A 21,228-nucleotide genomic window follows, 5' to 3' on the forward strand; every position below is an offset into this window, starting at 1 on the left:
AATTTACGGGCATTTGAACGCCGCCAGCGTGTCTTCGCACGCGCTGACCCGGTTGTCAGGCAGCGGCGTGGCGTCATTCAGGATGTCACAGGCCGCTTGCCAAGCCCCTTTGATCTGATGTTCATTTTCCAGCAAGTAGAGTTTGCTGATCGCCTTGCTGGTGTTGCAGTCGCGCTTGCGGTCCACACTCATGGCTTGCTGATAGGCGTTGAAAGCCTCCGGGTATTGTTGCTGGGCGAAATAGTGGTCAGCGATGGCGAGGCCGAATTGTTTGTCCAGCACCACCTTGTTGGCGGGGTTGATGGCGCGCGCGGCCAAACAGGCGGGGTCATTCAGCAGGCTTTCCAGTGGCGCAGACGCACCCGCGTAAGCGCGGGCAATGCACAGGCTGTTTTGTATCCAGTCAATGCGGCCGTTGATCTGGACGGCATATTCCAGCGCCATCTGCGCCTGTTCCGGGCTTTGCAATGCCCCATCCGCCAGCAGCAGGACGCCCATGTTCGCCCAAGCGAAGGCATTGTTGCAGTTTTGGTCGATAGCCTGGGCGTATTTTTGCAGCGCCTGTTCATTGCGGCTGTTGTTGAATAGCAGGGTGGCGTCGCCTTCCGTCTGGTTGGAGGCCATCCGGTCTTGCGGGCTGGCCAGCGGCTTGCCGACGCAACCGGCCTGCAACTCCTGCACTGACGGCAGTTCAATCAGGGGGGCGCTGTCTGCGCCAACACCGGCGTTTTCAGCCCCGGCCATGCTGACCATGCTGCGCGTGCTGATGGCGTTGGCGCGGAAAGCGCTGGCGTCCGGCAAGACGGGGTAAGGGGTGACGGGCGCAGGCGGCAACGCGGCAGGCGGCTGGGGGATGCGGATGGCGATGGTGGGTTGGGGGATGCTGTCTGGCGTCTTGCATACCTTGGTTTTGGGGTAATCCGGGCAGATCAGGTGGGTTTTGTCGATGGCGTTGCCGATGGTTTGCCCCAGGATATGCCGCAGGGTGTCGTTGTCATCGGCTGTGTGCCGCAAGTCAGGGGAACGCAATGCATGCAGCAGTTTGTCGAGGTCTTCCGGCGTGATCTGGCTGTTGTTCAACTGGGTGCAATAGTCGAACCATTGGCCGAGCTTGCCATCCGGGTGCTCGATGGTGTCGACCTCGCCAGTGCAGTAGTAATACAGGTTATGGCTTTCCGAAGCCACACTCAGCAATTTGGTGCGGCCTTCATGCAGCATGTCGGTGATCAGGTCGAGGTTCAGGGCTTGGGGGTCACGGCCTTGCAGGTCGCGCTGGAAAATGAAGGTGCGGCCTTCCAGCTCCACTTGCAGGAACAGCTTGCCCTGGTCGTAGTAGACCGAGCCGGTGATGTTGCGCCGCCCGAAAATGCTGCCGATGAATTCCACCACATCGTTGATGGAAATGCCGGTTTCCGGCAGCTTGATGTTGGAGCCCAGCAAATAATCTTCCGACACGCCGGTGACGGCTTCGATATTGACCTTGCCGTTGCCATTGCTGCTGCGCTTGACCGTGGTGTAGATGCCGTTTTCCGCATCCAGCAACTCTTGCTTGAGGTTGTTGGCGATGACCCTGCCCACATCGGCGTGGATGCCCGCCATGCTTTGGGGAATGGCGAAGGGCTTGACCAGCACCAATTGGGCGCTTTGGATCGCCCGATAGATGACGAAGGTGACAATCAGCAGCAGGCCCAGGCTGGCGAACAGGCGCAGCAGCGCCATCAGCTTTTCCGTCAAGGCGCTGATGCTGAAATTCTGTACTAAGATGTTCCGCCCGCGTCTCAGCAGCGCGCCGAGACGTTCCAGCCGTGTCATGGGGGAAGGGGGCTGTGGTGATGGTTGCTCTTCACTCATGTCATGGTTTCCTTTGCAAGCCTCAGGATGATTATAGGCAAGATAAGTGTTATGGACGGTATTATTGGATTGATTGCATCCAGGCCGCCTGTTCTGTGGCAAAATGAAGACACGACAACAAGCAACAAGAGAGTAGCGATATGAATGTGAGGATTGATGTAGAGATCACGCCGGAGGAAATGCGCCGCCTGATGGGCTTGCCGGATGTACAGGAGTTCAACAAGGAAGTGATGTCCTACATGCTGAAAAAAATGCAGGAAGGCGCGGAAGGCTTCGACCCGATGGGGTTCTTCCGGCATGGCGTGGTTGGCAATATGGATGTGTTCCGGCAATGGATGGACGCATTCGGCAAGTTTGGCGGCAAAAGCTGACGGTGACGGATGGCAGGCTGTGCCGCGTGGGTTCAGTATGCGGTTACGCTGCGTGCTGGGGAACTAACGTCCATTTCAGCAACATGTCGGTGATGCGGGCGGGTTCAATCGGTTTGGTCAGATAATCATCCATCCCAGCGGCCAGGCATTTCTCCCGCTCGGTAGAAATGGTGTGCGCTGTCATGGCGACAATCGGCAGGTGCCGCCATTCCTCATGGGAACGGATCTGGCGGACGGTTTCATAGCCATCCATCTGTGGCATTTGAATATCCATGAACACCAGTTGGAAAGGGGCTTTCCCCAGCGCCTCCAGCGCCTCCAGCCCATTGTGCGCCACCGTCACATCGACCCCCGCCTGTTGCAGCAATTCACAGGCGAACAGTTGGTTGAGGAGGTCATCCTCAACCAACAAAATATGGGGGCTGTCCGGTAACTTGACCAGCGAGGCGGCTGGGGCGCTGTGGGCGGGCGTATGCTCTTGGCAGATGGCAAATTCGGCGCTGAAGATAAACGTGCTGCCCTGCTCCGGCTGGCTATCCAACTGGATATTGCCATTCATGAGGCGCGCCAGGGTCTGGCTAATCGCCAAGCCCAAGCCACTGCCGCCATGCCGCCGGGTGAAAGAGCTGTCCACTTGGGAAAAAGGCTTGAACAGCTTTTGTTCCTGCTCGGCGCTGACGCCAATGCCGGTGTCGGCGACCCGGAATTGCAGCCGGACTTTGTCCGCCACTTGCGCTGACAGCGTGATGCCGATGCGGATTTCCCCTTGGTTGGTGAATTTGACGGCATTGCTGACGAGGTTCAGCAGCACCTGGGCAAGGCGTTGCGGATCGCCGATCAGGCAGGCGGGGGTTTCAGCCGCAACTGAGAGGTGAAAACCCAGGCCTTTTTGCCGGGCTTGCCCTTCAAACAAGGAAGTGACCTGCTGCAAAACGTCACTGAGCCGGAAAGCGGTGGCATGCAGCGCCAATTTACCGGCTTCGATTTTCGACATATCCAGAATATCGTCGATGATCCCCAGCAGCGCCTGGGACGATGACTGCATTTTATGGAGGTAATCCGCCTGTTGCGGCGTCAATTCCGTCTGCTGCAACAGATACCCAAACCCCATCACGGCGTTCAGCGGGGTGCGGATTTCATGGCTCATATTGGCCAGAAACAGGCTTTTGGCTTGGTCAGCCCGCACGGCTTCTTCCTTCGCCCGTTGCAACGCCGTATTGAGACGGGAAAGCTTGCGGTTCCAGTAACCGCTGCCCAACAGGATGAGGGCGGCCGCCAACGCAAGTTTCCACACCAGGGAATGGTCGACGCTTTCAACGACCCTGACGGAGTTCCAGTTGCGGTTGATGGTGTTGTGGTCGGCTTGCGTCAGGGAATCGACCGCCCGTTGCATGATGGAGAGCAATTCCGGGGCGTCATTGCGGACAGCGATGGAAATAGGGTAGTCGTAATCCAGCTTGCCAATAATCTTCAGATTGTACAGCCCCTGCTGGATGATTTGCAGGCCGTGTGCAAATGCCGCAACCCCGGCATAGGCATCGCCATTTTCAACCGCCTTGAACAATTCGTCCGGGGATGCGACATCGACAAACTGGGTCTCCGGGTAATCGCGCCGCAACATGTCGGCGATGGCGCCATCCTTTGGCACAGCTATTTTTTTATCGGCAATGTCGTCAATCGACTGGATGAAAGCTTGGTCAGACTTGGCCAGCAAGACATGGGTCGCATGAAAATAGGGCGAGGTAAAGGCCAAATATTTTTCCCGCTCGGGCGTTTTGACCGCAGCGGCGATCAGGTCACATTTCCTTTCGCGGGCAAATTGCAGGGTCTCGCCCCAGCTATGGCTGATGACAGGCTCCAGGGGGATGCCCAAACGCCTGGACATAAGTTGCAGGTAGTCAGCAAAGATTCCCTTGTGCTGGCCTTTGTCCAAAAAATCATACGGTTGCCAGATGGGGCTGAAACAATAGCGCAACGCCTGCCCTCCCCGCCCCGCCAACCAAGCTTGCTCCTCCCCTGTCAGGGGAATGATGGCGGGATCCTGGGGGCGGGGGCCGTCCTGTATGCCTGGGAGGCGGGAGGCTGGCCCAGCAAACGCCGCATTGACTGTCTGGAAAAACAGCAAACCGCAAACAAAAATGAAAAGAAATGCTCGCATTGTTGGATATCACACATGCCGCCGGATCACACCGTAATAGAATAAACCGTCTCTATTACGGTAGGGAACCTCTAAAAATCCACCCTAGGTTGGATTGCATGGAATTTCCGGACAAGTCAGGCAGCAAGCCACCTGTAAAGTGGCATATGCGCCCCCATCGGTTGGCCACTTCCGTCAATAGTCCCGGTGTGCAGAAGAATATCCATAATTTCAACGGGTATTTAGATGAGAATCACCACCAGTTCCTTCGGCCCGTGCACCCCATACGCCAGCGTCTGCTCAATATCCGCCGACTTCGACGGGCCGGAAACCAGCAGCGCATTGGTCGGCAAACCCTTTTCCACCCAGGCTTGTTCCTGCACGGCTTCGGCGAAGGTGGTGTACAGCTTGTCGGTATCCAGCACCGCAATGTGTACGGGTGGCACCAGCGACATCTGGCGTGGCTCTTCCGCATCCGGCCACAGGATCAGCGTGCCGGTTTCGGCAATGCCGCCCAACGTGCTGGTGAAACCGGCGTCGATGCCGTAGAACATTTCCTGCTTCCAGCCATCAATGGGCTGATCATAATGGCGCAGTTCCGGGAAACTCCCAGCTTGCGCGCCAATCGCCTTCCCCCATTCGGTATGGGGGGAAAGCAGCAGGTTGTTGAGCCTCTTTTCGTGGCAGATTTCCACCAGCTTTTCCAGCCAGGAAGCACGGTCAGCGTGATGGATTTCAGCGCGTACAGCGGTCATGCGTTCGGTGAAACGGCGTATCCGTTCGGATTTGTCCCAGTCGAAGGAAGAAACCCCTCCTAACCTCCCCTTATCAGGGGAGGAACAAGACGCATCTGCCCCTACTGTGTAAGAACTCCCCTCCCCTGATAAGGGGAGGCCGGGAGGGGTTTCTTTAACACTGCGCAAACGTTGCAGGATATTATTGCGGGCGGTGGCGGAATTACTCATCGTTGACTCCCAGTTCCTGCATACGTTCATGCAGGGTTTTCTCGGCGATTTGGGGGGCGGAACGCACGGTCGTCCATGCATTCATGTTCATCGGCAGCACCCCGCGTAGGCGGGAAGCGGCTTTCGCGCCGAAATTGTAGACAGCCGGGTGCGAGGCTGACCACGACCAGCTTTTCCAGGCGGCGGCTTCGCTGGTTTTGCGACGGCTGCCGGTGCCAGGGGTGGTGCTCGCGTCCTTGCGCACACCTTCGTAACGCAGGCGGTTGATCAGGGAGGGAATCGGGATGCGCACCGGGCAGACTTCCCCGCACGCACCGCACAGGGTGGAGGCCTGGGTGAGTTCGCCGTGCACATCCAACCCGGCTTTCTGCGGCTCCAGGATGGTGCCGATCGGGCCGGGGTAAACCGTGCCGTAGCTGTGCCCGCCGATGCGGGTGTAAACCGGGCAGTGGTTCATGCACGCGCCGCAACGGATGCAGCGCAAGGTCGCCAGCAATTCCGGGTCGCTGTAGATATTGGAACGCCCGTTATCCAGCAGCACCAGATGCACTTCTTCCGGCCCGTCTTTTTCGCCCGGTTTGCGTGGGCTGCTGATCATATTGAAATAAGTGGTGATCGGCTGGCCGGTGGCGGAACGGGTGAGGATGCTCAACAGCGGCGGAATGTCGCTGAACTTTTCCACCACTTTCTCAATGCCAGTGACGGCGATGTGCACCTTCGGCACGGTGGTGGACATACGCCCATTGCCTTCGTTTTCCACCAGACACAGCGTGCCGGTTTCGGCCACCGCGAAATTGACGCCGGAAATGCCGACCGGGGCAGCATAGAACTTGTCGCGCAGGATACGCCGCGCCGACTGGGTCATGTCGTCAATGTTTTCGGTGTAGGGGATGTCGGGAAACTTTTCGTTGAACAGTTTCGCCACATCCTGACGGCTTTTATGGATCGCGGGGGCAACGATGTGCGAAGGCGGTTCGTGCGCCAACTGGATAATGAATTCGCCCAGATCGGATTCGAGGCAATCGATGCCGTATTGTTCGAGGAAGTGGTTCATGCCCATTTCCTCTGACACCATCGACTTGCCCTTGATCAGCATTTTCGCGTCATGCTGTTGCATAATGCCGAGCACGATATTATTGGCCTCTTCCGGGGTTTCGGCCCAGTGTACCTGTATACCATTGGCGGTAAGGTTGGCTTCCAGTTGTTCCAGCAATTCCGGCAGTTTGCTCAGGGCATTGGCGCGGATGGCTTGTGCCTGGGTGCGGATGCGTTCCAGCTCCAGCGGGTCGGGGAACTGGTCGAGGCGGCGTTGCATCAGGCCATCCATTGCCTTGCGGAAGTTGGCGCGGACATTGGGCTTGGCGAGGTTTTCGATGACGTGTTGGCGGAATTCGGAGATCATGCGACACCCCCGGTACGTTCCCATAAAAATTCGGCAATATGCTGGTGCGGAATCGCATTGCCCTGCTTTTCCATCGTCCCGCCGATATTCATCAGGCAGCCCACATCTTGCCCGATCAGGCGGTCAGCACCGGTAGCACGGATGGTGTCGACCTTTTCCAGCACCATCGAAGCGGAAATTTCCGGTTGCTTGACGGCGAAAGTGCCGCCGAAGCCGCAGCATTCGGCCTTGCGGATTTGCTCCAGCTTGGTGACATTGCCGAGTTGGCCGAGCAGGGATTCGATCTTGTCGGCCACCTGCATTTCGCGGCGGGCGGAACAGGAAGTGTGCACAGCGACCTTCACCGGCTCGCCCAGATCCTTCAGTTCGATATGCAGCACGTCGACCAGGAATTCGGTGAGTTCGTAGACACGCCCGGCCACCTCCTGCGCCTTGGCTTCATCCGGCTGCCCGGCGAACAGTTCCGGGTAATGCAGTTTCATCATGCCCGCGCAGGAGCCGGAGGGAATGACGATGGGGATGGGTTTGGGGAACAAGGCAACCTGGCTGCGGGCAACCGCGCGGGCTTCGTCGCGGTAGCCGGAGTTCCAGGCAGGTTGCCCACAGCAGGTTTGCGCCTGCGGGAATATGACTTGCACGCCTTCACGCCGGATCAGCTGCACGGCGGAAACGCCCGCCTGCGGGTAGATCAGGTCGATCAGGCAAGTGCCAAAAAAGTAAACGGTATCGGGTCTAGCGGTCATGGATAGGCTCCAAGGGTGGTCAGACGGCGCATTGAGCGCAGTTTGCGGGCTTCTTCTTCATCAATTTTTTTGAGGGATTCTTCGACAAACGTCAGGTGCTCCTGGGCGGCAGCACGGGCCCTTTCCGGGTTGCCATTGAGGATTGCACTCAGCAGGGTTTCGTGTTGGTTGCTGAGTGGCTCGAACACGCGCGGGAGGGTGTAAAGCTTGTCCAGGTTGTGGGAAATGCTGCTTTGCAACAGGCTAAACAAGCCCTGCATGACGTGCAGCAGCACCAGATTGTGCGAAGCCTCGACAATGGACAGGTGAAACGCGGCGTCGGCGCGGGCTTCCGCCATCGGGTCTTTGTCGCCATGCAGCTCCAGCATCCGGTCGAAGTTTTTCAGGATGTGCGCCTTGTCCTCATCGGTGGCGCGCAGGGCGGCGTAAAAGGCGGCATTGCCTTCCAGCGCATGGCGTATTTCCAGCACATCAAAGCGGTATTCGGGGTTTTCGCGGAACAACGCCAGCATCGGGTCGACAAAAGCGGCGTGCGGCGCGTCCTGGACGTAAGTGCCGCCGCCGCGCTTGCTGGCAAGTATGCCCTTGCTGGCCAATTTCTGGATTGCTTCACGCAGGGAGGGGCGCGACACCTGCAACTGTTCCGCCAATTGGCGCTCGGCAGGCAGGCGTTCGCCTGCTTTCAACCCCTGTTCGATTATCATGGTTTCAAGTTGATCGGCAATCTGATCGGAGAGTCGGCTGTGCTTCATATTATACTCTGGTCTTACCAATTTTGGTAAGACCGAGTGTAACACAGGGATAACCTCCCGAGCACCTGTTACGGGATCATCCACGGGAATACATAGGCTTGCAGCGTGGTGATGACGCCCACAATGGCGGCGAACAGCAGGCTGTGCTTGAGGGTGAAACGGAACAGGTCAGACTCATGCCCCACCAGCCCCACCGCAGCGCAGGCCACGGCGATGGATTGCGGGGAAATCATCTTGCCGGTGACGCCGCCAGTGGTGTTGGCCGCCACCAGCAAGGTGTCATGCACGCCGATCTGATGCGCGGTGTTCGCCTGCAAGCTGCAAAACAGCGCATTGGAGGACGTGTCGGAGCCGGTCAGGAACACGCCCAGCCACCCCAGGAATGGCGAGAAGAAGGTGAACATTGCGCCAGTTCCCGCCAGCAACAGCGCCAGGGTCGCGGACAGGCCGGAATAGTTGGCGACAAACGCGAACGCCAGCACCATGCCGATGGAATAGATCGGGCGTTTCAGGTCATTCAGGGTTTCAGTGAAGGTGCGCAGGGCTTCCGCCGGTTTCATCCGCAGGACAAAGATGGTGATCAGCGCGGCCAGGAAAATGGCGGTGCCGGTGGCGGAGAACCAGTCAAACTTGTACACCGCCTCATACGGCTTGGCTTCCGCCACGATCGGCGGCATTTTGGTCACGAGCTTGTCCAGGAACGGCACGGACACCTTGAACACCCAGCTTTCCAGCGCGCCATCCTTGCCAAACAAGGCCTTGAACGGCTTCAGGCTCCACAGGGTCACCATCGCGGTGAGGATAATGAACGGCGACCAGGCTTTGAAGATTTGCCCAGCGCTGTAGGTTGCCCCCTGGGATTTTTGTTCACTGCGTTCTTCCTGGCCTTCAAAACGGAAAATGTTGCGGGGGTGCCAAGATTTCAGGAACAGGGTCAGGCAGATCAGGCTGACCAGGGCGGAGGTGATGTCCGGCAGTTCGGGGCCAATGAAGTTGGCGGTGAAGAATTGCGTCACGGCGAACGAAACGCCCGCCACCAGGATCGCCGGGAAAGTTTCACGGATGCCACGCCAGCCATCCATGATCGCCACCAGCCAGAACGGCACGATCACTGACAGCAACGGCAGCTGGCGGCCCGCCATCTGCCCGATATGGAACGGGTCCAGCCCGGTGACCTGCCCAGCGACCGTGATCGGGATGCCCATCGCGCCAAACGCCACCGGCGCGGTGTTGGCGATCAGGCACAAGCCCGCCGCATACAACGGGTTGAAGCCCAGCCCCACCAGCAAGGCGGCGGTGATCGCCACCGGCGCGCCAAAGCCTGCCGCGCCTTCCAGGAATGCGCCGAACGCAAAGCCCACCAGCAGCATTTGCAGGCGCTGGTCTTCGGTGATCGACAGCACTGAGCTGCGGATAATGTCGAACTGCCCGGTTTTCACGGTGATTTTGTACAAGAAAACAGCGGCGACAATGATCCAGGCGATGGGCCACAGGCCATACATGAAGCCGTAACCGGCGGACGCCAGCGCCATGGGTATTGGCATCTGGTAGAACAGGATGGCCACCGCCAGCGCCAGCGCCACCGTGATGGTGCCAGCCACATGCCCTTTCATGCGCAATACGGCCAGCGCAATAAAGAAAAAGGCGATGGGGATCAACGCAATCAGGGCTGACAGCCACAGGTTGCCTAATGGGTCGTACACTTGCGCCCAAGTCTGCATGGGGATCTCCTCCTACGGATAAAAAATTTTAAATAATGCTCCTCCTAAAACTGGTAATTTGGTAATACCAAATTACCAGAGTGTTGCGATAATATGGGCGGATAGAGTAAAGTGTCAACGTTTTCATGCAGTAATCTATAAGTTTTCTTAAAATTGGCTTTACCAATTTATACCGCTCACTGAGGAGGAATATTCATGAGCCCCAATCACGCCGCTTTCTGCGAGGCGTTAAGCCATGCTTTGCCTGCAAACCGTATTTTCCGCGAGCCTTTGCAACGGCTGGCCTATGGCACGGACGCAAGTTTTTACCGCCTGATCCCCGAGGTGGTGCTCAAGGTGGAAAATGAGGCGGAAGTGGTGGAAGTCCTGCACCTGGCCAATACCCACCGCACGCCGGTGACTTTCCGGGCGGCGGGCACCAGCCTGTCGGGGCAGGCGGTGACCGATTCGGCGCTGGTGGTGCTGGAGGGCAATAGCTGGCGCGGCTATGAAATCCTGCAAGAGGGCGCGGAAATCCGCTTGCAGCCGGGGATCATCGGCGCGCAGGCGAACCAGTACCTGGCCCCGCTGGGGCGCAAGATCGGCCCTGACCCGGCTTCCATCAACACCTGCAAGATCGGCGGCATTGCGGCGAACAACGCCAGCGGCATGTGCTGCGGCACGGCGCAAAACAGTTACCACACCCTGGCGGGCATGCGGGTGATCCTGGTGGATGGGGCGGTGCTGGACACCCGCGACCCCACCAGTTGCGCGGCATTCCGCCATACCCATGTCGGCCTGCTGGATGGCCTGGCCCAATTGGCGGCGCAAGTCCAGGCGAACCCTGCCCTCAGCGAAAAAATCCGCCATAAATTCCGCCTGAAGAACACCACGGGCTACAGCCTGAATGCGCTGGTCGACTTCACCGACCCGATTGATATTTTGCAGCATCTGCTGATTGGTTCGGAAGGCACGCTGGGTTTCATCGCCGCCATCGACTACCGCACGGTGCCGGAGCATGCCCACAAGGCCACCGCGCTGGTGCTGTTCCCCGACATTGAGGCCGCTTGCCTGGCGGTGGCCGCCCTCAAGCCGCAACCGGTGGATGCCGTGGAGCTGATTGACCGCGCAGGCATGCGTTCGGTGCAGGACAAGGCGGGCATGCCTGAGTTTTTGCGCGCCCTGGGCGATGACGCGGCGGCGTTGCTGATTGATGTGCGCGGCGCGACGCCTGCGGAACTGGAGGGGAAAGTCGCGCAGGTGCAGGCCACGCTGGCTGGGCAAACCTTGCTGCGCCCGGCGGAATTCACCACCGACAAAGCCACTTACGCCAGCCTGTGGAATGTGCGTAAAGGCCTGTTCCCGGCGGTGGGCGCGGTGCGTCCGGTGGGGACAACCGTGATCATCGAGGATGTGGCGTTCCCGATTGAGGTGCTGGCGCAAGGCGTGCGCGACTTGCAGGCCCTGTTCGCCCAGCACCATTACCACGAAGCGATCATTTTCGGGCATGCGCTGGAAGGCAACCTGCATTTCGTCTTTACCCAGGATTTCAGCACGCCTGCCGAGATTGAGCGCTACGCCGGTTTCATGCAGGCGGTTTCCGAACTGGTGGCGGTGAAATACGGTGGTTCGCTGAAAGCCGAACACGGCACCGGCCGCAATATGGCCCCGTTTGTCGAACTGGAGTGGGGCACGGACGCCTACCAGCTCATGTGGGCGGTCAAGCGTTTATTTGACCCTTTTAACTTGCTGAATCCAGGGGTTATTCTCAACGAAGATCCCAATGTCCACCTGCACAACCTCAAACCTATGCCCGCCGCTGACGCACTGATCGACCGCTGCATTGAATGCGGTTTCTGCGAGCCGGTCTGCCCTTCGCGCAACCTCACCCTCACGCCGCGCCAGCGCATTGTCGCCACCCGCGAACAGGCGCGGCTGCTGGCGGCAGGCGAAGCGGAAGCCGCTGCACAATTCGCCGCTGGCGCACATTATTCGTTGGAAGACACTTGTGCGCTGGACGGTTTGTGCGCCACCCGCTGCCCAGTCGGCATCAATACCGGCGAACTGGTGCGCGCGCGCCGCAGCCGGGAAACCACCGCGAAAGGCGTTAAAATCGCCGCGCAACTGGGGCGGCATATTGGCGCGGCCACCGCTGCGGCGCGCGCCAGTTTGCAAGGGGCCGAGCTGGCATGCCGGCTCATGGGCGAGGCAAGCCTGGAGAAAGTCAGCGCCCGTTTGCACACGTTCAGCCAGGGGGCGCTGCCGGTATGGCATCCGTATTGGCCGCGCAAGGCGGGCGGCTTCACCCCCAGCCACAACGGCGTCCACGGCAAGGTGGTGTATTTCCCCGCCTGTGTCAGCCGCACCATGGGCGTGGGCGAAAATGACAGCGAGCAGCGCGATTTGCGCACAGTCATGGACAGCCTGCTCGCCAAAGCCGGGTTCGAAGCCATTATCCCGCCCAAAGTCGAGGGTTTGTGCTGCGGCATGCCGTTCGCCAGCAAAGGTTATCTGGACACGGCCAACGCCTCGGTGCAGGCACTGGAGGCCGCGTTATGGGAAGCCAGCGGGCATGGCGAATACCCGGTGTTGTGCGACACCAGCCCGTGCACCTTGCGGATGGTGGAGCAATTCCAGCAACCGTTGAAACTGTATGAACCCGCCGGTTTCATCGCCGAGCATCTGTTGCCCCATTTGCCGCCGTTACGCCAGCAGGAAGGTATGGTCGCGCTGCATATCACCTGTAGCGCGCGCAAACTCGGCCTCGACGGTGCCTTGCGCAAGCTTGCCCAGCTCTGCGCCAGGCAGGTGGTCGAACCGGAGGAGGAAGGTTGCTGCGGCTTCGCAGGCGACAAAGGCTTCACCAGGCCTGAACTCAATGCCGCCGCGCTCAAACGCCTCAAGCAGCAATTGCCGGACAACTGCACCGAAGGCTTCAGCAATAGCCGCACCTGCGAAATCGGCCTTTCACTGCATTCAGGGCGGCAATACCGCTCAATTGCCTATCTTGTGGAAAAATGTTGCCAGTAACCAACTGAAAATTAAAATTTAATTTTTTGTCTTGTTTTTCAACGCGCCAGGGGTGCTGGCGCGTTGCGGGATGGTGCCGCTTGGGTCGGGGAAAACAGCGGCCTGCGCCTGACAAAACCGTGCGGGGGACAAGGGCATCCCGTGTCAATTGGGTTATGGTATCCAAGATAAAAAAAAGATAACCCTATAATATATTGATAAATAAAATTTTATTTTTATATGGTAATTATTGAATAATTTAAACGTGATTTCTGGATATTTTCTCTTAAATCTATAGTAGTATCCGCTCCCGAAAGAGATAGAGGGTGGCTTGTCAAATATCCCTTTCGGATAGTAAGCATAAAACATAAGCATTTTGACCATCAATACATAGCTAGGAGGAACCATCATGAGTATGGATCACGTCGATTATGACCCGCAGGAAACGGCAGAATGGCAGGAGGCCATTGATGTCGTGGTTGAACGGGCGGGGCTGGAGCGCGCCCAGCACCTGTTGCAAAAAACACTCGAAAAGGCTTATGAATCGGGGATCGAGCCGCCCGACATGCACACCCCTTACGTCAACACCATTCCGGTCAGCCAACAGCCTGCTTATCCTGGTGATGATGAACTGGAACGGAGCATCCTGCGCGCCCTGCGTTGGAACGCCACCGCCATGGTGGTGCGCGCCAACCGCAAACCGGCCTCCCCTGGTGGCCACATCGCCTCATTCCAGTCTTCCGCCATCATGTATGAAGTCGGCTACAACCACTTCTGGAAAGGCCATGACCACCCCAATGGCAGCGACTTGTTGTTTATTCAAGGGCATACCGCGCCAGGAACTTACGCACGCGCTTTCCTGGAAGGCCGCATCAGCGAAGACCAGCTGGAAAACTTCCGGATTGAGGCGGGCGGCAAAGGCGTTTCCTCTTACCCGCACCCCTATTTGATGCCGAATTTCTGGCAGTTCTCCACCGTCTCCATGGGCTTAGGGCCGATCATGGCCATTTACCAGGCCCGTTTCCTGAAATACCTGGAACATAGGAACCTGGCGAAAAAAGCCGACAACCATGCGGAAGGGCGCAAAGTTTGGGCGTTCCTCGGCGACGGCGAAATGGATGAACCGCAATCCCAGGGCGCGATTGCGCTGGCTTCCCGCGAGAAGTTGGATAACCTGGTGTTCGTGGTCAACTGCAACCTGCAACGCCTGGACGGCCCGGTGCGCGGCAACAGCAAAATTGTGCAGGAGCTGGAAGGCAACTTCCGTGGCGCGGGCTGGAACGTGGTCAAGGTGCTGTGGGGCGCCGGTTGGGACCGCCTGCTGGCAGACCCCAAATATGGCCACCTGTTGCGCAAGCTGATGATGGAATGCATCGACGGCGAGTACCAGAACTTCAAGAACAAGGGCGGCGCCTATATCCGTGAAAAATTCTTCGGCAAATACCCGGAACTGAAGGCGATGGTCGCGGACATGACCGACGACCAGATTTACTACGAACTGGTGCGCGGCGGCCATGACCGGGCAAAGGTGTACGCGGCGTACCACAATGCGGCGCACAGTGTCGACCGCCCGACCGTGATCCTGATGCACACCGTCAAGGGCTACGGCATGGGCGAAGCTGGCGAAGGCATGAACATCAGCCACCAGCAGAAAAAACTGAGCACCGACCAGCTGCGCAAGCTGCGCGACCGCTTCAAGATTCCGGTGACGGAAGAGCAGGTGGAAAATGCCGAGTTCTACAAACCGGCGGCGGATTCGCCTGAAATGCAGTACCTGCATGCGCGCCGCAAGGCGCTGGGTGGCTACCTGCCCAACCGCCCGCACAATTTCGAAACGCTGAATGTGCCGGATCTGTCCATTTTCGAAGCGTTGCTGAAAGACACCGGCGAACGCACCATGTCCACCACCATGGCGATGGTGCGGGTGATGGTGTCGATTGCGCGCCACAAAGAGTTGGGGCCGCGGCTGGTGCCGATTGTGCCGGATGAGGCGCGCACGTTCGGGATGGAAGGCATGTTCCGCCAGGTCGGCATCTATTCCCCGGAAGGGCAGAAATACGAGCCGGAAGACGCCAGCGACATCATGCCTTACAGGGAATCGGCCAAGGGGCAGTTGCTGGAGGAAGGCATCAACGAAGACGGCGCGATGTCCTCCTGGATTGCGGCTTCCACTTCGTATGCCAACAACCACAAGATGATGATCCCGTTTTATATTTTCTACTCCATGTTTGGTTTCCAGCGGGTTGGCGACTTGGCGTGGGCGGCGGGCGACATGCTGGCGCGCGGCTTCCTGATCGGCGGCACCTCCGGGCGCACCACGCTCAACGGCGAAGGCTTGCAGCACCAGGACGGCCACAGCCAGTTGTTTGCCGGGTTCATCCCCAACTGCATGGCTTATGACCCGACCTTTGCCTATGAAGTGGCGGTGGTGGTGCATGACGGTATGAAGCGCATGTATCAGAATGGTGAAAACGTGTTCTATTACATCACCACGCTGAACGAAAACTACTCCATGCCCGCCATGCCGGAAGGCGCTGAGGAAGGCATCATCAAGGGCATGTACCCGTTCCGCAAATCCGCAAGCAAGGCCAAGCACCGTGTGCAACTGCTGGGTTGCGGCTCCATCCTGCGTGAAGTGATTGCAGCGGCGGAATTGCTGGAAAGCGATTGGGACGTGGCCGCCGACATCTGGGCGACCCCGAGCCTGAACGAACTGGCGCGCGACGGCGCCGCCTGTGCGCGCTGGAACCTGTTGCATCCGGATCAGGAAGCGCGCAAGCCGTGGGTGACGCAGTGCCTGGAAGGCGCGGAAGGGCCGGTGATCGCCTCCACCGACTACATCCGCAACTTCGCCGAGCAAATCCGCGCCTATGTGCCGCAGCATTTCCATGTGCTGGGCACGGACGGGTTCGGGCGTTCCGACAGCCGCGAAGCGTTGCGCGCGCATTTCGAGGTTGACCGCCATTACGTCACCGTCGCCGCGCTGAAAGCGCTGGCCGATGAGCAGAAGGACAGCAAGGCCAAACACAAGGTGACGGCCAAGACTGTGCTGGAAGCGATGGCGAAATACGGCATCGACCCTGAAAAGCCAAACCCACTGTACGCCTGATCTGGAGTCGCCCTTATGAGTATTGAAATTCGAGTTCCCGACATTGGCAATTTTTCCGATGTCGATGTCATTGATGTGTTGGTGAAAGCCGGTGACACCGTAGCGATTGACGATGCGTTGATCACCCTGGAGTCCGACAAGGCGTCGATGGATATTCCCGCCCCAGTCGGCGGCGTGGTGCAGGAGGTCAAGATCGCGGTCGGCGACAAGGCATCCGAAGGTTCGCTGATCCTGCTGTTGGTTGACGCCGGTGAAGCCAGCCTCAACGTGTCGGGGTCTTCCGCCCAGCCGAAACTGTCCAGCGGCGCAGCAGGTGCCCGGCCAGTGACCGCACCGACCGGGCTGGAGGAAATCCATGTGCCGGACATCGGCAACTTCAAGGATGTGGATGTCATCGAGGTGCTGGTGCATGTCGGCGACAACATCCAGGCGGAAGATTCACTGATTACCCTGGAGTCTGACAAGGCTTCCATGGAAATACCCTCACCCAAAGCGGGCAAGGTCAAGGAAATCAAGGTGGCCGTGGGCGACAAGGTTTCCGAAGGCAGCCTGATCATCGTGCTGGAAGTGGCCGGTGCGGTTGCAGCCTCAGCCCCGGCTGAAGCGCCTGCCGCCAGCGCCCCTGCGGCGGCACCGGCAGCAGCGGCCCCGGCGGCAAGCAATGTCAATGCGGCGGAATTCCGCCGTGCGCATGCCAGCCCATCGGTGCGCCGGATTGCCCGCGAACTGGGTGTGGATTTAAGCCAAGTGGCCGGTACTGGCCGTGACGGGCGCATAACTGAAAACGATGTGCGCAATTACCACGGCACTGGAGGACAGCCGGTGGCAGCTTCTGCTGCGCCGGTTTCATCAAGCCCGGCGGCCAGTACCCCAGCCACCCCTGCCAAACCGGCAGCCGGTGGCGAAATGGGCATCCCGCTCATCACCCAACCAGACTGGAGCCAGTTTGGCGCGGTGGAAACCATCCCGATGTCGCGCATCAACAAGCTGTCAGCCAAGCACTTGCACCGCGCATGGCTGAATGTGCCGCAGGTGACGCACTTCGACGAAGCCGACATCACCGAGCTGGAAGCCTACCGCAGCAGCATGAAGAACAAGGCCAAGGAATTGGGCTTCAACTTCACCCCGCTGGTGTTCATGATGAAGGCCGTGGTCGCCGCGCTGAAGGAATACCCCAAATTCAACTCCGCAATGGACGATGCCGGGGAAAACCTGATCCAGCGCAAGTTCTACAACATCGGCATCGCTGTCGACACGCCAGATGGCCTGGTCGTGCCGGTCATCAAGGATGTCGACCGCAAAGGCTTGTTCGAGCTGGCGCGTGAACTCGGTGAAGTGTCCAAGAAAGCGCGTGACGGCAAGCTCAAGGCGGCTGACATGCAAGGCGGCTGCTTCTCGATTTCCAGCCTCGGCGGCATCGGCGGCACCAACTTCACCCCGATCGTGAATGCGCCGGAAGTCGGCATCCTTGGCCTGACCCGTTCGCAGGATCGCCTCAAGCGCGTGAATGGCGAAATCGTTGACCGGCTGATCCAGCCGCTGGCGGTTTCCTACGACCATCGTGTGATCGATGGCGCGTATGCGGCGCGTTTCGTCAGCCATATCGCATTTGTCCTGTCTGACGTGCGCAATTTGATCCTGTGAGGGGGGAAGTAAAATGAGTGTTATTGAAATCAAGGTGCCGGATATTGGCAACTTTTCCGATGTGGATGTGATTGACGTGCTGGTGGCGGCGGGCGACACCGTGGCGGTGGAAGACGCGCTGATTACGCTGGAATCCGACAAGGCGTCGATGGACATTCCATCCCCAGTTGCCGGGACCATCAAGGAGCTGAAAATCGCCACTGGCGACAAGGCTTCCGAAGGCACGCTGATTTGTTTGATGGAAGTGGCAGGCGCGGCGGCCGCCAGTGCTCCGGCGGCGGCACCTGCCGCTGCTGCCCCTACAGCGCCGGTGGCTGCTCCGGCAGCGGCCAGCCATGCGGGTGGCGCGGATGTTTCCTGCCAGATGCTGGTGCTGGGTGCGGGCCCTGGTGGTTACACCGCCGCTTTCCGCGCTGCTGACCTCGGCCTGCAAACCGTGCTGGTCGAGCGCTGGAGCACACTGGGCGGCGTCTGCCTGAACGTGGGTTGTATTCCGTCCAAAGCTTTGTTGCACGCGGCCAAAGTGCTGGAAGAAGCGCACGAAGTGGCGGAATACGGCATCGAGTTCAGCAAGCCCAAAATCGACATCGACAAGCTGCGCGGCTGGAAAGAAAAGGTGGTTGGGCGCCTGACCGGCGGCCTGACCGGTCTTGCCAAAGGCCGCAAGGTGCAGGTGGTCAATGGCGTGGGCACTTTCCTCGACCCGAACCATGTCGAAGTGGTCGGCAATGATGGCAAGAAAACCGTGGTGCGTTTCGAGAAAGCGGTGATTGCCGCCGGTTCCGAAGCGGTCAAACTGCCGTTCATTCCAGATGATCCGCGAGTGATCGACTCCACCGGCGCACTGGCGCTGGAAGGTGTGCCGGAACACATGCTGGTGATCGGCGGCGGCATTATCGGTTTGGAAATGGCGACGGTTTACGCTGCGCTGGGTTCCAAAATCACCGTGGTCGAGATGCTGCCAAACATTATTGCCGGTGCCGACAAAGATGTGGTGAAACCGTATTTCACCCGCATCAAAAAACGTTACGCCAATATCTGGCTGGAAACCCGCGTGACTGGTGTGGAAGCCACCCCTGCGGGCATGAAAGTGACGTTCGAAGGCAAAAATGCACCCGCCGAGCCGCAACTGTATGACCGCATCCTGGTCGCGGTTGGCCGCACGCCCAACGGCAAGCGCATCGGCGCGGAAAAGGCCGGTGTGGCGGTGGATGAGCGCGGTTTCGTCCAGGTGGTGGATACGCAGATGCGCACTACCCAGCCGCACATCTTCGCCATCGGTGACATCATTGGCCAACCAATGCTGGCGCACAAGGCGGTGCACGAAGGCAAGACGGCTGCCGAGGTTGCTGCTGGCATGGCCAGCCACTTCGATGCGCGGGTGATTCCGTCCGTGGCTTACACTGACCCGGAAATTGCCTGGGTAGGCGTGACCGAAGACGAAGCCAAGGCGCAGGGCCTCAAAATCGGCAAAGGCGTGTTCCCGTGGGCTGCCAGTGGCCGTTCGCTGTCGCTGGGCCGTGACGAAGGTCTGACCAAGCTGATTTTCGATGAGGAAACCGACCGGGTGATCGGTGCAGGTATCGTCGGCCCGAATGCCGGTGACCTGATCGCCGAAGTCGCCCTGGCCATCGAAATGGGCGCGAACGCGGCTGATATTGGTTTGACCGTGCATCCGCATCCAACGCTGTCCGAAACGGTGGCGATGGCGGCGGAAATGTTCGAAGGTTCCATCACCGATCTCATTCCGCCGAAGAAAAAGCACTAAAGCCATCAAGCTTATAGTGGAGGGCAGGTGAAAACCTGCCCTTTTTGTTGTTGGGTGTCACTGTTCTGTGCGTATACCGCCCACACCGGAAAAGCTTCCGCTCATCCCCTGCTTAGTCACGGCTTGTAATAATTCCGGCTACGTTCTCCTAAAACGCGATTGCAGCATTAGGTGTTCAGGGAATGAACTTGCCATGATAAAAAACATTACCACCCGTTCATTGTCCGCCAATACGGGCGGACTCAAGGCATCCACGACAGCGAGCCAACAAGCGGCAATGCTGTTCAATACAGCAATAATACCAACCCAGCCACAGCAACAACCTGCCCCCCGACACAAAGACGCTCAAAATCTCAGATATGCAGGTATTGTTCGACGAATACGCCCTGTGGCAACCCCAGCATCAAATACCAGCGGTAAAAGCACGTCTCGATCAAATTAATCAGGCGTTACAGCCTTACCGTGATGCCTACCATAACAAGAATGAACGTATTTTAGCGACGACAGGCAATAGCACGCTCACCATCCAAGAACCACTACCCAATGGGCTTTTAGCGCCTGCCGCTGCTGTGGTCAATACGGTTATCACCGCGCGGGATGTTGTCAAGGCGGTGGATGAGGGCAATGTCAAATCCCTTGCCAGCGCGGTTATCGGCGCGGGACTATCGGGCAAACTCAGCAATAGCCTCAATCTGGCGAGTGATGCAGCCAACATCAGCGTGGCTCAACAACTCCAAATACATGCACTGGATGGGCTGACCCGCGCCACGGTCAGCACGGTGGTCGAAGGTGGGGATTTCGACGACCAACTTAAGTCCAGCCTTAAAGCTTCGGCTGCCACCATCATCAGCCAGATCGGGGCAAACACGATTGGGGACTGGTACAGCGACGGCAAGCTGGACTACACCACCCACAAACTCGCCCATACTGCATTGGGTTTTACGGCGGGGTTAGCCGCTAATGGTGATGGCATCAGTGGCGCATTGGGCGGGTTGGCTGGTAGTGTTGCAGGTGAATATTTTCAGTCGGAAAACGCAGCGGTGTTCTCATCAGCAGCAGCGGCTGCATTGCTGGGCAAGGATGCGCAACTTGCCGCCAATATCGCAGGCACGCCAGATCGTTTCAACCGGCAGTTGCACCAAAGCGAAATTGATTGGGTCAAAGCACAAGCCAAGCAGTTTGCCAAAGAAAAAGGCATCACGGAAGCAGAAGCGCTCAAGCTCCTGATGCCTGAAGCGGTGCAGTTGGCGGACTACACTTACGAGCAAGTCTTGCCAGATAATGCAGAAGTGCGGGAATGGCTGAAAGCCCAAGGCGCAAAGGACGGGAAACTTCAAGAAGAACGGCGCTGGTTGTGGGGGACAAAAACAGCCGTGTCCGGCTACTTTGACAGCGGGATCAACCGCGAAGTTGTCAGCCAGAATGCAGGGTTTTATGCTGATGCCGTCGGCATTAGCCCTGAGCGTGCCGCCACCCTCAACCGCCAGAACCTGATTGGCGAATGGGGCGATGGCTATAACGACAACAATATCACAGGGAAAATGGATGACTATCAGGCAATAGCTGATTTCATGCTGCCTGATATTATGCTGATACCGGAAGCCTATACTGCTTACCAGAATGGAGATTACAGGGAACCTCTAAAAACCCACATTATTGTCAAATTCGACAACGAATAATCAATAACTTAACATGGTTATCCACAGGTTTTTAGAGGTTCCCTACACTAATGCACTCCTGCTTATTGGGATGGCGGCAGCAGATGCCCGGATACCGA

13 protein-coding genes are annotated in these 21,228 nt (G+C 58.4%); 6 read left to right on the top strand and 7 right to left on the bottom strand.

The window, feature by feature from the left end:
- Positions 1-3 precede the first annotated feature (3 nt).
- On the bottom strand, positions 4-1,851 hold the full coding sequence (locus tag VSS37_RS19290) for a hypothetical protein (RefSeq protein WP_324697863.1): 1,848 nt from the start codon (positions 1,849-1,851) through the stop codon (positions 4-6).
- 140 nt (positions 1,852-1,991) lie between these two features.
- Between VSS37_RS19290 and VSS37_RS19295 the strand changes: the two genes are divergently transcribed.
- Positions 1,992-2,222 (top strand): DUF6489 family protein, encoded by a 231-nt coding sequence (locus VSS37_RS19295; RefSeq protein WP_324697864.1) that lies wholly within the window; start codon positions 1,992-1,994, stop codon positions 2,220-2,222.
- Between the two features lie 43 nt (positions 2,223-2,265).
- Here the strand turns inward: VSS37_RS19295 and VSS37_RS19300 are convergent, their stop codons facing one another.
- The 6 genes from VSS37_RS19300 to lldP all read right to left on the bottom strand — a co-directional run bounded on the left by VSS37_RS19300 (position 2,266) and on the right by lldP (position 9,942).
- Positions 2,266-4,380, bottom strand: coding sequence for an ATP-binding protein (locus VSS37_RS19300; RefSeq protein WP_324697866.1), 2,115 nt, complete (start codon positions 4,378-4,380; stop codon positions 2,266-2,268).
- A gap of 221 nt (positions 4,381-4,601) precedes the next feature.
- Positions 4,602-5,324 (bottom strand): LutC/YkgG family protein, encoded by a 723-nt coding sequence (locus VSS37_RS19305; protein WP_324697867.1) that lies wholly within the window; start codon positions 5,322-5,324, stop codon positions 4,602-4,604.
- Complete coding sequence (locus VSS37_RS19310) at positions 5,317-6,726, bottom strand: LutB/LldF family L-lactate oxidation iron-sulfur protein (protein ID WP_324697868.1); 1,410 nt, start codon at positions 6,724-6,726, stop codon at positions 5,317-5,319. The genes VSS37_RS19305 and VSS37_RS19310 overlap by 8 nt, the downstream gene beginning before the upstream one ends.
- Positions 6,723-7,469, bottom strand: a complete 747-nt coding sequence (locus tag VSS37_RS19315; RefSeq protein ID WP_324697869.1) for a (Fe-S)-binding protein — start codon at positions 7,467-7,469, stop codon at positions 6,723-6,725. Before VSS37_RS19315 ends, VSS37_RS19310 begins: the two co-directional genes overlap by 4 nt.
- Positions 7,466-8,221, bottom strand: coding sequence for an FCD domain-containing protein (locus tag VSS37_RS19320; protein WP_324697870.1), 756 nt, complete (start codon positions 8,219-8,221; stop codon positions 7,466-7,468). The genes VSS37_RS19315 and VSS37_RS19320 overlap by 4 nt, the downstream gene beginning before the upstream one ends.
- A gap of 68 nt (positions 8,222-8,289) precedes the next feature.
- Positions 8,290-9,942, bottom strand: coding sequence for an L-lactate permease (lldP, locus tag VSS37_RS19325; protein WP_324697871.1), 1,653 nt, complete (start codon positions 9,940-9,942; stop codon positions 8,290-8,292).
- Positions 9,943-10,137: 195 nt separating this feature from the next.
- Here lldP and VSS37_RS19330 point away from each other — a divergent pair, with 195 nt between their 5' ends.
- From VSS37_RS19330 to VSS37_RS19350, 5 genes are all read left to right on the top strand, one after another.
- Entirely contained in the window at positions 10,138-12,951 is a 2,814-nt protein-coding gene (locus tag VSS37_RS19330) for an FAD-binding and (Fe-S)-binding domain-containing protein (protein ID WP_324697873.1), read from the top strand.
- A gap of 388 nt (positions 12,952-13,339) precedes the next feature.
- A complete protein-coding gene (gene aceE, locus VSS37_RS19335; RefSeq protein ID WP_324697875.1) occupies positions 13,340-16,039 on the top strand; it encodes a pyruvate dehydrogenase (acetyl-transferring), homodimeric type in 2,700 nt (899 codons plus the stop codon).
- Positions 16,040-16,054: 15 nt separating this feature from the next.
- Positions 16,055-17,683 carry a dihydrolipoyllysine-residue acetyltransferase gene (locus VSS37_RS19340; protein ID WP_324697876.1) on the top strand — a complete coding sequence of 543 codons (1,629 nt, stop codon included), beginning with the start codon at positions 16,055-16,057 and terminating at the stop codon, positions 17,681-17,683.
- Between the two features lie 13 nt (positions 17,684-17,696).
- Positions 17,697-19,451, top strand: a complete 1,755-nt coding sequence (gene lpdA / locus VSS37_RS19345; protein WP_324697878.1) for a dihydrolipoyl dehydrogenase — start codon at positions 17,697-17,699, stop codon at positions 19,449-19,451.
- 359 nt (positions 19,452-19,810) lie between these two features.
- On the top strand, positions 19,811-21,130 hold the full coding sequence (locus VSS37_RS19350) for a DUF637 domain-containing protein (protein ID WP_324697880.1): 1,320 nt from the start codon (positions 19,811-19,813) through the stop codon (positions 21,128-21,130).
- The last annotated feature ends 98 nt before the right edge of the window (positions 21,131-21,228 follow it).

Origin of the sequence: Candidatus Thiothrix phosphatis (assembly GCF_035668035.1) — a bacterium.
In the GTDB taxonomy this organism is placed as follows: Bacteria; Pseudomonadota; Gammaproteobacteria; order Thiotrichales; family Thiotrichaceae; genus Thiothrix; species Thiothrix phosphatis.

Coding starts and splice junctions, on each gene's coding strand:
- VSS37_RS19290 (WP_324697863.1), bottom strand. CDS start 1,851: ATGAGTGAAGAGCAACCATCACCACAGCCCCCTTCCCCCATGACACGG.
- VSS37_RS19295 (WP_324697864.1), top strand. CDS start 1,992: ATGAATGTGAGGATTGATGTAGAGATCACGCCGGAGGAAATGCGCCGC.
- VSS37_RS19300 (WP_324697866.1), bottom strand. CDS start 4,380: ATGCGAGCATTTCTTTTCATTTTTGTTTGCGGTTTGCTGTTTTTCCAG.
- VSS37_RS19305 (WP_324697867.1), bottom strand. CDS start 5,324: ATGAGTAATTCCGCCACCGCCCGCAATAATATCCTGCAACGTTTGCGC.
- VSS37_RS19310 (WP_324697868.1), bottom strand. CDS start 6,726: ATGATCTCCGAATTCCGCCAACACGTCATCGAAAACCTCGCCAAGCCC.
- VSS37_RS19315 (WP_324697869.1), bottom strand. CDS start 7,469: ATGACCGCTAGACCCGATACCGTTTACTTTTTTGGCACTTGCCTGATC.
- VSS37_RS19320 (WP_324697870.1), bottom strand. CDS start 8,221: ATGAAGCACAGCCGACTCTCCGATCAGATTGCCGATCAACTTGAAACC.
- lldP (WP_324697871.1), bottom strand. CDS start 9,942: ATGCAGACTTGGGCGCAAGTGTACGACCCATTAGGCAACCTGTGGCTG.
- VSS37_RS19330 (WP_324697873.1), top strand. CDS start 10,138: ATGAGCCCCAATCACGCCGCTTTCTGCGAGGCGTTAAGCCATGCTTTG.
- aceE (WP_324697875.1), top strand. CDS start 13,340: ATGAGTATGGATCACGTCGATTATGACCCGCAGGAAACGGCAGAATGG.
- VSS37_RS19340 (WP_324697876.1), top strand. CDS start 16,055: ATGAGTATTGAAATTCGAGTTCCCGACATTGGCAATTTTTCCGATGTC.
- lpdA (WP_324697878.1), top strand. CDS start 17,697: ATGAGTGTTATTGAAATCAAGGTGCCGGATATTGGCAACTTTTCCGAT.
- VSS37_RS19350 (WP_324697880.1), top strand. CDS start 19,811: ATGCAGGTATTGTTCGACGAATACGCCCTGTGGCAACCCCAGCATCAA.